This is a genomic window from Agrobacterium sp. 16-2014-1-2a, from assembly GCF_053522705.1.
This window is the reverse complement of record NZ_JBNWBX010000002.1, coordinates 181057-195502: the sequence shown is the minus strand read 5'-3', so window position 1 is coordinate 195502 and position 14446 is coordinate 181057. Positions and strand designations below refer to the sequence as shown.

Here is a 14446-nt window from a genome sequence, read left to right as displayed (position 1 = left end):
GCAAATGTCGCATCCCGTCTTTGCCTGTTGCTCTTCCCGCTCCGGAAAGCGATAAGGGCCGCAGGGTTCAAGGAGGCGGGATGTGAGCGGCGAGACCATTACCCTTTATGAAGCGATCGGCGGCGATGCCACAGTCAGAGCACTGACCCGGCGCTTCTACGAATTGATGGACACCCTGCCAGAGGCGGCGCATTGCCGCGCCATCCATCCAGCCGATCTTTCCGGCAGCGAAAGCAAGTTCTACGATTATCTGACCGGATATCTTGGCGGACCGCCGGTCTATGTCGAAAAACACGGCCACCCGATGTTGCGCAGGCGTCATTTCGTGGCCCCTATCGGACCCGCCGAGCGGGACGAATGGCTGCTCTGCTTTCGCCGCGCGATGGACGAGACCATCGACAACCCAAAGCTCCGGGACATCATCTGGGGACCGGTGGAGCGGCTGGCCTTTCACATGCAAAATCAGGAAGCGAATAACCCATGACGACGGAAAGATTGCGCGCCTTGATTTTGCTGCTGGGCAGCCTTTTGGGTGCTGCCGGCGTCATGCTTGCCGCCGCCGCCACCCATACCGGCGAAACCTATATGCTTGGCAACGCCTCGGCCATGGCGCTCGCCCATGCGCCAGTGCTTGTGGCACTGCATATCGGCGCGGACCGCATCAGAACCGCCATTCCGGCAGGGCTGATTCTTGGCTTTGGCACGGCGGTTTTTGTTGGTGATCTCGTCACCAGACATTTTTCCGGTCACAGCCTGTTTCCCTACGCGGCTCCCTTGGGTGGCCTCGGCATGATCGCGGGATGGCTGGTGCTCTGCGCCGGTGCATTTTTGAAGCCGAGGGGCTAAATCGGCATCAACGCCGTTTCCAGCGAAACGACAGGATGTTGCCGCCACGTTGAGCCGCGCCACCGATCTCGAAGAACGGCTTTTCGCCCGGCTGGCGGGTGCGCAAATAGGGAAAAGCCAGCACATTGCCGCCGTCAGCTGCGGCGCGGTTGCGCCGCTCGCGTTCGCCGACGACTTCATACATCTCCGTCAGGGCCGGATCGGCGCCCTGGTCGGCCATCTTGTGCAGCTCCACGCGGCAGGCCTCAGCCACCGCCTGCTCTGCATCCTTGAAATTATTGCGCTCGTCGCTCATCGTTTAAGGTCCGTTCATTCATCGTCTGCAGCGCTCGCTCCAGACTGGATTTGCTGCCATTGCGCAGCGGAATGAACGTCTTGCCGAATTTCTTGCAACCGGACTTCACCCGCAGACACGCATCGTGGCTGATACAGTCGATCGGGCAGAAAACGCAGTCGACGGAGGGAAGAACAGTGTCGATACGCGAGACCGCCTCACGCAATCCGCCATCGTGATGGATAAGCTCGGCGCCGAAATTGCTGGCGATCTGGCGAAGATGGGCAACCTGACAGTCACGGCCGCCAACATAAAGAAAGCTCTTCGGACCGGAAAGCTGCTGTTCGGCCACACCCTTTTCAGGTTGAGGCGCGCCCTTGCCCTGCTTGCCGCCGCGTTCGGCTTTCTTCTTTTCCTTGCGTGCCATTCCCTCACCTGCCGGTTGATTTTTTCATGCCCCGACGTTCGGGATGCCGGCACCATAATAAAGATGAGTTTTGGAGTAAAGTATAAAGGTGATAATTTTCCTCATGTTTTGACATAAAGAATCGATCACATATTCGCGATAACCTCACCAGATCAGTTGTTGATCTTCAATCCGCCCATGAAAAGCTGCTCCAGGTGCCGGGCTGCATCCTCAAACCGGCCTTCGCCACCGTTCTTGTCGCCCAGCACGGCCCGCACCTGCACGTCGAAATCCGCATAGTGCTGCGTGGTCGACCAGATAGAGAAAATCAGGTGATAGGGATCGCATTTCGCCATCCGTCCGGCCTTGATCCAGACGCGGATTACCTCCGCCTTTTCATCCACCAGTTGCTTCAGCGGACCCTTCAGCTCATCCTCGATATGGGGCGCGCCCTGGAGGATTTCATTGGCAAACAGGCGGCTCTCGCGCGGAAAATCGCGCGACATTTCCAGCTTGCGGCGAATATAGGAGCGGATTTCGCTTTCAGGATTGCCCTCGGCATCAAAAGCCCTGAGCGGATCCAGCCAGGTATCCAGCACCCGCTCTATCAATGCGCGATGCATCGCCTCCTTGGTGCGGAAATAATAAAGCACGTTCGGCTTCGACATGCCGGCCGCCTCGGCAATCTGGTCGATGGTGGAACCGCGAAAGCCGTTGGTGGAAAACACACTCAGCGCGGCCTCAAGAATCGCTTCCTGCTTTTCTTCCTGAATGCGGGTCCGCTTCTGTGTTTTCGCTGCGCGCGGTATGGCCATACTCTGCTCTCTGTGTTTCTTTTTGATGCAATTGCCGCTACAGTATGCTTAAAAAATAATCGACGCGTACAGTTTAGGCAAAATTAGTGCGATTCGTCACGAAAATCCCTTGCTGACGTTATGGCGAATTTGCAATGTTTACCAGCCGGTCAATTTATCCACCATCGCCATCACAAGGCAATGGCTGTTATCTTAACCGGCAAAAACGGGAACGGCACAAGCTTTGCTTCGATAAAAACAAAACAGGTGAGGACGACACTTCATGGCAGCGGGTAAGAACTTGACGGTCAATGGCGACCGTCTGTGGGACAGTCTGATGGACATGGCGAAAATCGGCCCCGGCATTGCCGGCGGCAATAATCGCCGCACGCTGACGGATGAAGATGCTGAAGGCCGCAGCCTGTTCAAGCGCTGGTGCGAAGCGGCCGGCCTCACGATGGGCGTCGACAAGATGGGCACGATGTTCGCCACCCGCACCGGCGAGGACCCGGATGCACTGCCGGTCTATATCGGCAGCCATCTCGACACCCAGCCAACCGGCGGCAAGTTCGATGGCGTTCTCGGCGTGCTGGCTGGACTGGAAGTCGTGCGAAGCCTGAACGATCTCAACATAAAGACGAAACACCCTGTTGTCGTCACCAACTGGTCCAACGAGGAAGGGGCGCGCTTTGCCCCGGCCATGCTGGCTTCCGGCGTTTTCGCCGGCATTCATGATCTCGATTACGCCTATAGCCGTACCGATACCGACGGCAAGACCTATGGCGACGAGCTGAAGCGCATCGGCTGGCTGGGTGAGGAAGAGGTGGGCGCCCGCAAGATGCACGCCTATTTCGAATATCATATCGAACAGGGGCCTATCCTCGAGGCGGAAGGCAAGCAGATCGGCGTCGTTACCCATGGTCAGGGCCTGTGGTGGCTGGAAGTGACGCTGACAGGCAAGGAAGCGCATACCGGCTCGACGCCGATGGCCATGCGCGTCAATGCCGGCCTCGCCGCCGCCCGCATCCTCGAAAAGGTGCAGGAAGTGGCGATGGCCCACCAGCCGGGCGCTGTCGCCGGCGTCGGCCAGATGATCTTCACGCCCAATTCCCGCAATGTGCTGCCCGGCAAGGTGGTTTTCACCATCGACCTCAGAACCCCCTCGCAGGCGAAACTCGACAACATGCGCGCCATCTTCGAACGCGAGGTGCCAGTTATTGCCGAAGAACTCGGCGTCGCCTGCTCAATCGAGGCCATCGGCCATTTCGATCCCGTCACCTTCGATCCGGTGCTGGTGGGCCGCGTGCGCGCTGCTGCCGAAAAGCTGGGCTACAGCCATATGGACATCATTTCCGGCGCGGGCCATGATGCTTGCTGGACGGCAAGGGTTGCACCCTCCACCATGATCTTCTGCCCCTGCGTGGACGGTCTTTCCCACAACGAAGCCGAAGACATCTCCTCCGAATGGGCCGCCGCGGGCTGCGACGTGCTGCTGCATGCGGTGCTGGAAACTGCGGAGATCGTGCAATGACCGCCACCATTATCAAGAACGGCACCATCGTCACCGCCGACCTGACCTACAAGGCCGATGTTAAAATCGAAGGCGGCAAGATCACAGAGATCGGACCCGATCTGACCGGCGGCACAGTGCTCGATGCCACGGGATGTTACGTCATGCCCGGCGGCATCGATCCGCATGTGCATCTGGAAATGCCCTTCATGGGCACATATTCCGCCGATGATTTCGAGAGTGGCACGCGTGCCGCCCTTGCCGGCGGCACGACCATGGTGGTGGATTTTTGTCTGCCCGATCCCGGCCAGTCGCTGCTCGATGCCCTGCAAAGATGGGACAACAAGGCAACGCGAGCCAACTGCGATTATTCCTTCCACATGGCCGTTACCTGGTGGGGCGAGCAGGTCTTCAACGAGATGAAGACTGTGGTTCAGGAAAAGGGCATCAATTCGTTCAAGCACTTCATGGCCTACAAGGGCGCGTTGATGGTGAATGACGACGAGATGTTCGCCTCCTTCTCGCGCTGCGCCGAGCTTGGCGCCATTCCCTTCGTGCATGCGGAAAACGGCGATATCGTTGCGCAGATGCAGGAAAAGCTGATGGCGGAAGGCAATGTCGGCCCGGAAGCGCATGCCTATTCCCGGCCGCCCTCCGTCGAAGGTGAGGCCACCAACCGCGCCATCATCATCGCCGATATGGCCGGTGCGCCGCTTTATGTCGTTCATACATCCTGCGAGCAGGCACATGAAGCCATCCGCCGTGCGCGTCAGAACGGCATGCGCGTTTATGGCGAACCGCTGATCCAGCACCTGATCCTCGATGAAAGCGAATACGCCAATGCCGACTGGGACCATGCTGCCCGCCGGGTCATGTCGCCACCCTTCCGCAACCGCCAGCATCAGGATAGCCTCTGGGCGGGTCTCGCCTCCGGCTCGCTGCAATGCGTGGCGACCGACCATTGCGCCTTCACCACCGACCAGAAGCGCTTCGGCCTCGGTGACTTCCGCAAGATCCCCAATGGCACCGGCGGGCTGGAAGATCGCATGCCGCTGCTCTGGACCCATGGCGTGGCGACCGGCCGGCTGACGATGAACGAATTCGTCGCCGTCACCTCCACCAACATTGCGAAGATTCTCAACATCTATCCGAAAAAGGGCGCGGTCCTCGTCGGCAGCGATGCCGATCTCGTCGTCTGGGACCCAGTGCGGGAAAAGACCATCCGCGCGGAAAACCAGCAATCGGCCATCGACTACAACGTGTTCGAAGGACAGAAGGTCAAGGGCCTGCCGCGCTTCACCCTGTCGCGCGGCATCGTCAGCATCGAGGAAAGCACAGTCAAGACGCAGGAAGGTCACGGCACGTTCGTCGCCCGTGATCCCTATCCCGCCGTCAGCAAGGCGCTGTCCACATGGAAAGAGCTCGTCGCGCCACGCAAGGTAGAACGCAGCGGCATTCCGGCATCGGGTGTATGACCTTGAGCACCGATCCGAAACGCGAAATCGTCATCGCTGCCGCCGTTCTCCTGAATGCGCGGCGGCAAATGCTTGTCGTGCGCAAGCGCGGCACCACGCAATTCATGCAGCCGGGCGGCAAGATCGATCCGGGTGAAACGCCTGAGCAGGCGCTTCACCGTGAACTTGCCGAGGAAATCGGCCTCACGCTTCCTGAAAATGCCGCGCGATACGAGGGCATCTTTCGGGAGGAGGCCGCCAATGAGACAGGGGCGGAGGTCGTGGCCCATGCCTTCGTCGCCCAACTGAATATCGACGTTACCCCGCAGGCCGAGATAGAGGAGGTGCGCTGGCTCGATCTGGATGCGGCCTCCAATCTGCCGATCGCCAAACTCACGGAAACACGTATGCTGCCGCTGGCACGCGCAGCCCTGACGGAAAGTGGAAACAAGCCACGATGAACCAAGCCTCGTCCTATTCCGTCGTTTCCGCCAGAAATCTCGGCCTCACCTTCGAAACCGGCGATGGCCCGGTGCACGCGCTTTCCAATGTCGATCTGGAAGTGGGCAAGGGCGAGTTCGTCTCCTTCATCGGCCCTTCCGGCTGCGGTAAGACCACGTTCCTGCGGGTGATTGCCGATCTAGAAAAGCACACATCCGGCGATATCACCGTCAATGGCACCACGCCGGAAAACGCCCGCAAGGACCGGTCGTACGGCTATGTCTTTCAGGCCGCCGCACTCTATCCGTGGCGGACCATCGAAAAGAACATTGCGCTGCCGCTCGAAATCATGGGCTATACGAAGGCCGAACAGAGGGAGCGCATCGACCGCACGCTCGATCTCGTCAATCTCAGCGGTTTCAGCAAGAAATACCCATGGCAGCTTTCCGGCGGCATGCAGCAGCGCGCCTCCATCGCCCGAGCGCTGGCCTTCGATGCCGACCTGCTGCTGATGGACGAACCCTTCGGCGCGCTGGACGAGATCGTCCGCGACCATCTGAACGAACAGCTACTAAAACTATGGGATACGACCGGCAAGACCATCTGCTTCGTCACCCATTCCATCCCGGAAGCCGTTTATCTCTCGACCAAGATCGTCGTGATGTCACCACGGCCCGGCCGCGTGACGGATATCATCGAATCCACGCTGCCAAGGGAAAGGCCGCTTGAGATCAGGGAGACGCCGGAATTTCTGGCAATTGCGCATCGCGTGCGTGAGGGATTGAAGGCGGGGCATAGCTATGAGGGGTGAGGTCAGCGCCAGCACTACCCCCCTCTGCCCTGCCGGGCATCTCCCCCACAAGGGGGGAGATCGGCAAGGGGCGCACTCTCCTCTCAATTTTCGAGCCTGGAGATTGCCGAGACCTATCCACGATTGGATCTCCCCCCTGGTGGGGGAGATGTCCGGCAGGACAGAGGGGGGTAACTCCCATCAACCGAGGGCAACCCGATGACCCTCCTCCGCCACCGCGCCCTCCCCATCCTCACCGTCCTCCTCGCCATCCTCATCGTCTGGCACCTTTCCGTCATCTACCTCAACATGCCCTTCGTCCGCGATCAGGCAAACCGCGCCGGCCAGACGCCGAGCTTCATGGAGCTTCTGCCGCAAACCTTCGCACAGGAGCGCCCGGTTCTCCCCGCCCCGCACCAGATCATCGCGGAACTGTGGGACACCACCGTCAACAAGGCGATCACCTCCAAGCGCAGCCTCGTTTATCACGCGGGCGTCACGCTTTCGGCCACGCTCCTCGGTTTCGCCATCGGCGCGGTGCTCGGCATCCTGCTTGCCGTCTCCATCATCCACAATCGTGCCATGGACCGCTCGGTCATGCCGTGGATCATCGCCAGCCAGACCATTCCAATCCTTGCCGTCGCGCCGATGATCATCGTCGTCCTGAATTCCATCGGCATTTCCGGGCTGTTGCCCAAGGCGCTGATTTCCACCTATCTCTCGTTCTTCCCGATTGTCGTCGGCATGGTGAAGGGCCTCAGAAGCCCCGAAACCATCCAGCTGGACCTGATGCACACCTATAATGCCTCGCCCGCACAAATCTTCTGGAAGCTGCGCTGGCCGTCTGCCCTGCCCTATCTCTTCACCTCGCTGAAGATCGCCATCGCGATTGCGCTGGTCGGGGCCATCGTCGGCGAATTGCCGACGGGCGCCGTCGCCGGTCTCGGCGCGCGTCTGCTCTCCGGCTCCTATTACGGCCAGACCGTGCAGATATGGGCAGCGCTGTTCATGGCCGCCGGTGTGGCCGCCATTCTGGTCTCGATCATCGGCATCGCCCACGCTGCCGTCCTCAAGAGAATGGGAGCGCGGCCATGACAAATCCCGTCTGGTTTATTGGCGCAATCCTGTTCTGGCTTGCCGCCTGGGCCTCCAACGAATGGCTGGTGCGCCACACCTTCGCATCACAGTCGGCAAAGCGAATGAGCCGCATGGCCGTACCGCTTCTCTTCGGGCTGGCCATTCTCGCGCTTTGGGAAGGTGTGGTGCGCGGCTTCTCCGTCCCACCCATCCTGTTGCCTGCTCCGAGCGCCATCCTCGCCCGCCTTCTCGGCTCGCTACCGATCCTCTGGGCGGATTTCCGCCAGACCTTCCTCAAATCGGTGCTGACGGGTTATGTGCTCGGCTGCGGCCTAGGTTTCCTCGTCGCCATCCTCATCGACCGCTCGCCTTTCCTGCAACGCGGGCTTCTGCCCATCGGCAATTTCGTCTCCGCCCTGCCGGTCGTCGGCATCGCTCCCATCATGGTCATGTGGTTCGGTTTCGACTGGCAGTCGAAAGTGGCTGTCGTCGTCATCATGACGTTTTTCCCGATGCTGGTGAACACGGTTCAAGGGCTTGCTGCCTCCAGCCACATGGAACGCGACCTGATGCGCACCTATGCCGCAGGCTGGGGGCAGACATTGCTGAAACTGCGCCTGCCCGCCGCCTGGCCCTTCATCTTCAACGCCCTGAAGATCAATTCCACACTGGCGCTGATCGGCGCCATCGTCGCGGAATTCTTCGGCACGCCCATCGTCGGCATGGGTTTTCGCATCTCGGCGGAAATGGGCCGCAGCAATGTCGATATGGTCTGGGCAGAAATTGCCGTGGCGGCGCTCGCAGGCTCAGGATTTTATGGTCTGGTGGCGCTCATCGAGCGCGCCGTCACCTTCTGGCATCCGTCCGTCCGTGGGGGACGAACGTAAATAACGAAAAAGGGAACAGCGATGAAAATGAAACTTGCCTCCATGCTTCTTGCCGGCGCGTCACTTCTGAGCGCATTTGAGGCTCAGGCGGCCGACAAGATCACCCTGCAGCTGAAATGGGTCACCCAGGCACAGTTCGCCGGTTATTACGTCGCCAAGGACAAGGGCTTTTATGAAGCCGAAGGCCTCGATGTCGATATCAAGCCGGGCGGTCCGGATATTGCGCCTGCGCAGGTTCTGGCCGGCGGTGGCGCGGATGTGATCGTCGACTGGATGCCATCGGCACTCGCCACCCGCGAAAAGGGCGTGCCGCTCGTCAACATCGCCCAGCCGTTCAAAACGTCAGGCATGATGCTGACCTGCCTCAAGGAAACCGGCATTACCAAGCCGGAAGATTTCAAGGGCAAGACGCTCGGCGTCTGGTTCTTCGGCAATGAATATCCGTTCCTGTCGTGGATGTCGCACCTGAAAATCCCGACCACCGGCGGCGCGGATGGCGTCACCGTCCTCAAGCAGGGTTTCAACGTCGATCCGCTGCTGCAAAAGCAGGCCGCCTGCATTTCCACCATGACCTATAATGAATACTGGCAGGTCATTGACGCCGGTATCAAGCCGGAGGAACTCGTCACCTTCAAATATGAGGACGAAGGCGTGGCAACGCTGGAGGACGGGCTCTACGTTCTCGAAGACAAGCTGAAGGACGCCAAGTTCAAGCAAGACATGGTCAAATTCGTCCGCGCTTCCATGAAGGGCTGGAAGTGGGCGGAAGAACACCCTGACGACGCAGCAGGTATCGTTCTTGAAAATGACGCCTCCGGCGCCCAGACCGAAAAGCACCAGAAGCGCATGATGGGCGAAGTCGCCAAGCTGACGGCAGGCTCGAAGGGTGCGCTGGACAAGGCGGATTACGAGCGCACCGTCAAGACGCTGCTCGGCGGCGGTTCCGATCCCGTCATCACCAAGGAGCCGACAGGCGCCTACACCACTGAAATCACCGATGCGGCGCTGAAATAGTCACGTCGAAGCCGAAAACATGGAAACGCGCGGCCATCGCCGCGCGTTTTTTTGCGCGTTGGTGACCCGTTTGATGAATTACAACACTCGGCCATATACAAAAATGTATATCAACCCTCGAGGCTATGCGGATTGATTTGTATAGCAACAACAATTAGAGTCCCCGCCAACAAGACTGCCGAATTTGATCTTGTAAAAAAGCACTAGGCAAAGGTGCTTAAGATTCGCGTTGAGGGGCGTTTGAATCGGGAGGATCGAGAAGGAAGTATTGTGATCCCTTGTTTCACATTCGTTGCCGCATGACCTTTTAAAACACGCCTTCAGGCTGAAGGACATGCGATCGAATATTGCGCGAGCCAAGACACATGCAGCATAAAGTCACGTTTAACCGCTTTGTTTTCCTTTTTCTTTCCGCAACGGCCCTGCCATTTTCGGCCGTGGCCGAGGGAGAAGTGCCGGAACCGGTCAAACAGCAGAACCTGCCTTCCATCATCGTCGCGCACGCCGCAACACGCGATCTCGTGGACCGCATCATCGCCACCGGCACCATCAGGCCCGTGGACGAAATTTATGTACAGCCGCTGGTCGACGGCCTGTCGATCGACGAACTGAACGTCGATATCGGCGACAGGGTCGAGGCGAATGCGGTTCTGGCCGTGCTTTCCTCGGACAGTCTTCTCCTGCAAAAAAGCCAGCTTGAGGCCAACAGGGCCAAGGCGCAGGCCGCCGTTGCGCAATCCAAGGCGCAGGTTCTGGAGGCTGAGGCCAACAAGACCGATGCCCTTCGCCAGCGCGACCGCGCCGCCAAGCTCGGCCAGAGCGGTTCCGGTTCCGTCTCCGAGACGGAAAAAACCGAGGCCGCTGCCCAGGTTGCGCAGGCACGCCTTGATGCCGCCAAGCAGACCGTTTCCGCCGGAGAGGCAGACATCAAGGTCGTGGACGCGCAGATTGACGACATCAATCTGAAACTGACGCGCACGGGTGTGAAAACCCCCGTCACCGGCATCGTTTCCGCCAAGAATGCCAAGGTCGGCGCCATCGCCAGCGGCGCCGGAAACCCGCTTTTCACGATCATCAAGGACGGCGCGATCGAGCTTGTCGCCGATCTTTCCGAGACTGACATCCAGCGGGTGAAGGCCGGCCAGAAAGCTTTCTTGACGGTTGCCGGCGGAGCCAAAAAAATTGAGGGCAAGGTGCGTCTCGTTTCGCCGACCGTCGATCCGGCCACGCGCCTTGGTTCCGTGCATGTTGTGCTGCCGACGGACAGCCCGGCACGGTCGGGCATGTATGCCAGCGCGGAGATCATCGTAAAAGAGACGAACGCGCTTGCCCTGCCGCTTTCGGCCGTCACCTCCGGGCGTGAAGGCTCGACCACCCGCAAGGTGGAAGGCGACATCGTCAAGCAGGTGAAGATCGAGACCGGCATTGAAGACAGCGGTTTCATCGAGATTGTCAGCGGACTTGCCGCTGGTGACAAGGTTGTCGAGAAAGCTGGAGCATTCGTGCGTGATGGTGACCGGATAAGACCGGTGGAAGCCCAGACGGCTGCGTCCAACTGACTGAGGGAATGAAATGAACTTCTCCGCATGGTCAATCCGTAACCCGATTGCGCCGCTTCTCGGCTTCGCGCTTTTGATGTTCCTCGGCATCCAGGCCTTCAACGCCCTGCCGATCACCCGTTTTCCGAATATCGACGTTCCCGTCGTTGCCGTCACCGTGACCCAGAGCGGCGCTTCGCCGTCCGAGCTGGAAATGCAGGTGACGAAGGAGATCGAAGACGCTGTCGCCGCCATTAGCGGCGTCGACGAAATCCAGTCGACCGTCACCGACGGACAATCCCTGACAACCGTCGTCTTCCGCATCGAAAAGCCGACGGAAGAGGCGGTTCAGGACGTCAAGGACGCTATCGACAAGATCCGCAGCGATCTGCCATCCGACATCGAAGTGCCTGTTGTCAGCAAGATCGACGTGGAAGGCCAGGCAATCCAGACCTTTGCCGTCTCCTCGCCGAACATGACGCTGGAAGAACTGTCCTGGTTCGTGGATGACACCATCAAGCGTTCGCTACAGGGCAAGTCCGGCATCGGCAAGGTCGACCGTTATGGCGGCGCCGACCGCGAAGTGCGCGTTTCGCTCAGCCCCGAAAAGCTCGACGCCTACGGCATCACCGCAAGCGAAGTGAACGGCCAGCTGCGCGGCACCAATATCGACCTTGGCTCCGGCCGCGGCCAGGTTGGCGGCAACGAACAGACGATCCGCACGCTGGGCGACACCCGCGATGTCACCCAGCTTGCCAACACCACCATCGCGCTCTCCAATGGCCGTTTCGTAAAGCTCGCCGAACTTGGCACCGTCACGGACACCTATGAGGAGCAGAAGTCCTTCTCGCGCTTCAACGGCAACCCCGCCGTTACCTTTGCGGTGTTCCGCTCCAAGGGCGCCAGCGAGGTTTCGGTCGCCAAAACCGTGGCCGAAAGCCTCGATCAGGTCCGCAAGGACCATCCCGACGTCGCGATCCAGATGGTCGATGACGCCGTCTACTTCACCTATGGCAACTATACGGCAGCGCTCGATACGCTGATCGAAGGCGCGGTCCTCGCCGTCATCGTGGTTCTGCTGTTCCTCAGGAACTGGCGCGCTACCCTGATTGCCGCCGTGGCCCTGCCGCTCTCCGCGATCCCGACATTCTGGATCATGGACATCATGGGCTTCTCGCTCAACCTCGTCAGCTTCCTCGCATTGACGCTCGCCACGGGTATTCTCGTGGACGACGCCATCGTGGAAATCGAGAACATCGCCCGCCACATCAAGATGGGCAAGACGCCGTATCGCGCCTCGCTGGAAGCCGCAGACGAAATCGGCCTTGCCGTCATCGCCACCAGCTTCACCATCATCGCCGTCTTCGTGCCCGTGTCGTTCATGCCCGGCATTCCCGGCCAGTACTTCATCCAGTTCGGTTTGACGGTCGCCTTCTCGGTGTTCTTCTCGCTGGCGGTCGCCCGTCTCATCACGCCCTTGATGGCCGCCTACCTGATGCGCGCCGAAGACGCGATGGACGACCATGCCGACAATGACGGCTGGCTGATGAAAGCCTATACGCGCATGGTTTCCGCCACCACCTCCAAATGGTGGGCGCGTTACCTGACGCTGGTCGGCGCCATCGGCTTCCTCATTGCTTCCGTCATGCTTCTAAGCCAGGTGCCGGGCAGCTTCCTGCCGCCGGACGACGCCTCGCGCGTAACGCTTTCGGTGGAACTGCCGCCCAATGCGACGCTGGACGAGACAGACCGGACGACGACCGAAATCTTCCACGCCATCCGCGATATCAACGGTGTGGAAAGCGTCTTCATCCTCGGCGGCGCCTCGCCCAAGGGCGATCTGGAGCTTCGCCGCGCCACCGTCAACGTCATTCTCCAGCATATCGACCATTCGCTGCTGAAAACCCTTGTCAACAAGGGTCTCGGCTCGCTTCCGCTTGTCGGCCAATATCTTCCAAAGATCGAGGAAAAGGGCCGTGTCCGTCCGCAGTGGGATGTGGAGCGGGATATCTTCGCCAAGGTCCACAGCATTCCGGATGTGCGCATCATCAAGCTGAACGACCGCGCGGAACGCGAACTGAGCTTCAACTTCCTCTCGTCCAACGAGAAGGATCTGAACGACGCCGTCGGCATTCTCGAAAGCCGCCTGCGCGCCTCGCCCATCCTTGCCAATGTCAGCTCGGAGGGAGCGCTTCCCCGTCCTGAACTGCAGATCCGCCCGCGCAAGGACGAGATCGCCCGCCTCGGAATCACGCCGCAGCAGATTTCGCAGACGGTGCGTGTCGCCACCATCGGTGACATCGACGCACAGTTGACGAAAATCTCGCTGGACGACCGGCAGATCCCGATCCGCGTGCAGGCATCCATCGATACCCGCCGTGACCTCGCCACCATCCGCGCGCTGAAGGTCAAGACCGCATCCGGTTCGCTGGTGCCGCTCTACAGTGTTGCCGATATCGACTATTCGGAAGGTCCAAGCTCGATCAAGCGCAACGACCGCAACCGCGTCGTCTCCATCGGCTCCGATGTACCGTTCGGCACAGCGCTCGATACATCGACGGCGGAGTTCAAGCGGATCGTTTCGGAAACCGAACTGCCGGCAAGCGTTCGCCTTGCCGAAAGCGGCGATGCCAAGGTGCAGGGCGAAATGCAACAGGGCTTCGTCAACGCCATGCTGCTCGGCCTGCTTCTGGTGCTGGTGGTGCTTATCCTTCTGTTCAAGGATATCATCCAGCCCTTCACCATCCTGTTCTCACTGCCGCTCGCCATTGGCGGCGTGGCCGTGGCGCTCATCATCACGCAGAACGCGCTTTCCATGCCCGTTCTCATCGGCATTCTGATGCTGATGGGTATCGTGACGAAAAACGCCATCCTTCTGGTGGACTTCGCCATTGAAATGCGCCGGCACGGCATGGAACGCGTGCATGCCATGGTCGAGGCCGGCCGCAAGCGCGCCCGCCCGATCATCATGACCTCCATCGCCATGTCGGCGGGCATGTTGCCCTCGGCACTTGGCGTCGGCGAAGGCGGCTCCTTCCGCGCGCCGATGGCGATTGCAGTGATCGGTGGCATCATCGTCTCCACGGTGCTGTCCCTGATCGTGGTCCCCGCCTTCTTCCTGATCATGGATGACCTGTCGCGCCTGCTCGCCCACCTCTTCGGCCGCTTCGTCGGCAAGAAGGAAGAGGAGGAAGAGTCGCTCTCCAACGAAAAACTCTCGGAGATCGCCCGCGAAAACAGCCTGGCGCTCTCCTCGCTGGAAGCGCGCGTCGCCGGCATGGAAAAAGGCTCCGGTGAAAAATCCGGTGACAAGGGCAGCAATATATTGCGGTTGCCGCCGCTCGCTGCCGAGTGAAAGTTGAAACGCCGGGTCCAGTACCCGGCGTTTCCTTTTGTGGTGAGTTTGCTTGGTCGC

At 59.9% G+C, this 14446-nt stretch carries 13 protein-coding genes and 1 pseudogene; 11 read left to right on the top strand and 3 right to left on the bottom strand.

The features are described from left to right. The first annotated feature begins 82 nt into the window (after positions 1-82). Together ACQZ45_RS09800 and ACQZ45_RS09795 are read left to right on the top strand one after the other, a co-directional pair. Positions 83-484, top strand: a complete 402-nt coding sequence (locus ACQZ45_RS09800) for a group II truncated hemoglobin (RefSeq protein ID WP_097100778.1) — start codon at positions 83-85, stop codon at positions 482-484. Next, positions 481-846, top strand: coding sequence for a DUF423 domain-containing protein (locus tag ACQZ45_RS09795; RefSeq protein WP_013636697.1), 366 nt, complete (start codon positions 481-483; stop codon positions 844-846). The genes ACQZ45_RS09800 and ACQZ45_RS09795 overlap by 4 nt, the downstream gene beginning before the upstream one ends. A gap of 7 nt (positions 847-853) precedes the next feature. Here the strand turns inward: ACQZ45_RS09795 and ACQZ45_RS09790 are convergent, their stop codons facing one another. From ACQZ45_RS09790 to ACQZ45_RS09780, 3 genes and pseudogenes are all read right to left on the bottom strand, one after another. Further along, positions 854-1141 (bottom strand): hypothetical protein, encoded by a 288-nt coding sequence (locus ACQZ45_RS09790; protein ID WP_113292189.1) that lies wholly within the window; start codon positions 1139-1141, stop codon positions 854-856. After that, positions 1122-1445, bottom strand: a pseudogene (locus ACQZ45_RS09785) (DUF2325 domain-containing protein); the annotation flags it as partial. The gene ACQZ45_RS09790 and the pseudogene ACQZ45_RS09785, both read right to left, overlap by 20 nt. Before the next feature lie 254 nt (positions 1446-1699). Further along, positions 1700-2341 (bottom strand): TetR family transcriptional regulator C-terminal domain-containing protein, encoded by a 642-nt coding sequence (locus ACQZ45_RS09780; protein WP_003513869.1) that lies wholly within the window; start codon positions 2339-2341, stop codon positions 1700-1702. Between the two features lie 262 nt (positions 2342-2603). Here ACQZ45_RS09780 and ACQZ45_RS09775 point away from each other — a divergent pair, with 262 nt between their 5' ends. The 9 genes from ACQZ45_RS09775 (at position 2604) to ACQZ45_RS09735 (ending at position 14386) form a co-directional block, all read left to right on the top strand. Beyond that, positions 2604-3851 carry a Zn-dependent hydrolase gene (locus tag ACQZ45_RS09775; RefSeq protein WP_113292191.1) on the top strand — a complete coding sequence of 416 codons (1248 nt, stop codon included), beginning with the start codon at positions 2604-2606 and terminating at the stop codon, positions 3849-3851. Next, complete coding sequence (gene hydA / locus ACQZ45_RS09770; protein WP_003513871.1) at positions 3848-5305, top strand: dihydropyrimidinase; 1458 nt, start codon at positions 3848-3850, stop codon at positions 5303-5305. The genes ACQZ45_RS09775 and hydA overlap by 4 nt, the downstream gene beginning before the upstream one ends. Continuing rightward, positions 5302-5745, top strand: a complete 444-nt coding sequence (locus ACQZ45_RS09765; RefSeq protein ID WP_019565127.1) for an NUDIX hydrolase — start codon at positions 5302-5304, stop codon at positions 5743-5745. Before hydA ends, ACQZ45_RS09765 begins: the two co-directional genes overlap by 4 nt. Continuing rightward, complete coding sequence (locus ACQZ45_RS09760; protein ID WP_003513873.1) at positions 5742-6536, top strand: ABC transporter ATP-binding protein; 795 nt, start codon at positions 5742-5744, stop codon at positions 6534-6536. The genes ACQZ45_RS09765 and ACQZ45_RS09760 overlap by 4 nt, the downstream gene beginning before the upstream one ends. A 198-nt stretch (positions 6537-6734) precedes the next feature. Further along, a complete protein-coding gene (locus ACQZ45_RS09755; RefSeq protein WP_113292431.1) occupies positions 6735-7610 on the top strand; it encodes an ABC transporter permease in 876 nt (291 codons plus the stop codon). After that, a complete protein-coding gene (locus ACQZ45_RS09750) occupies positions 7607-8479 on the top strand; it encodes an ABC transporter permease (protein ID WP_013636703.1) in 873 nt (290 codons plus the stop codon). The genes ACQZ45_RS09755 and ACQZ45_RS09750 overlap by 4 nt, the downstream gene beginning before the upstream one ends. Positions 8480-8500: 21 nt before the next feature. Then, complete coding sequence (locus tag ACQZ45_RS09745) at positions 8501-9493, top strand: ABC transporter substrate-binding protein (RefSeq protein ID WP_113292432.1); 993 nt, start codon at positions 8501-8503, stop codon at positions 9491-9493. Between the two features lie 365 nt (positions 9494-9858). Next, on the top strand, positions 9859-11052 hold the full coding sequence (locus tag ACQZ45_RS09740; RefSeq protein WP_113292433.1) for an efflux RND transporter periplasmic adaptor subunit: 1194 nt from the start codon (positions 9859-9861) through the stop codon (positions 11050-11052). A gap of 13 nt (positions 11053-11065) precedes the next feature. After that, entirely contained in the window at positions 11066-14386 is a 3321-nt protein-coding gene (locus ACQZ45_RS09735; RefSeq protein ID WP_038491998.1) for an efflux RND transporter permease subunit, read from the top strand. Positions 14387-14446 lie beyond the last annotated feature (60 nt).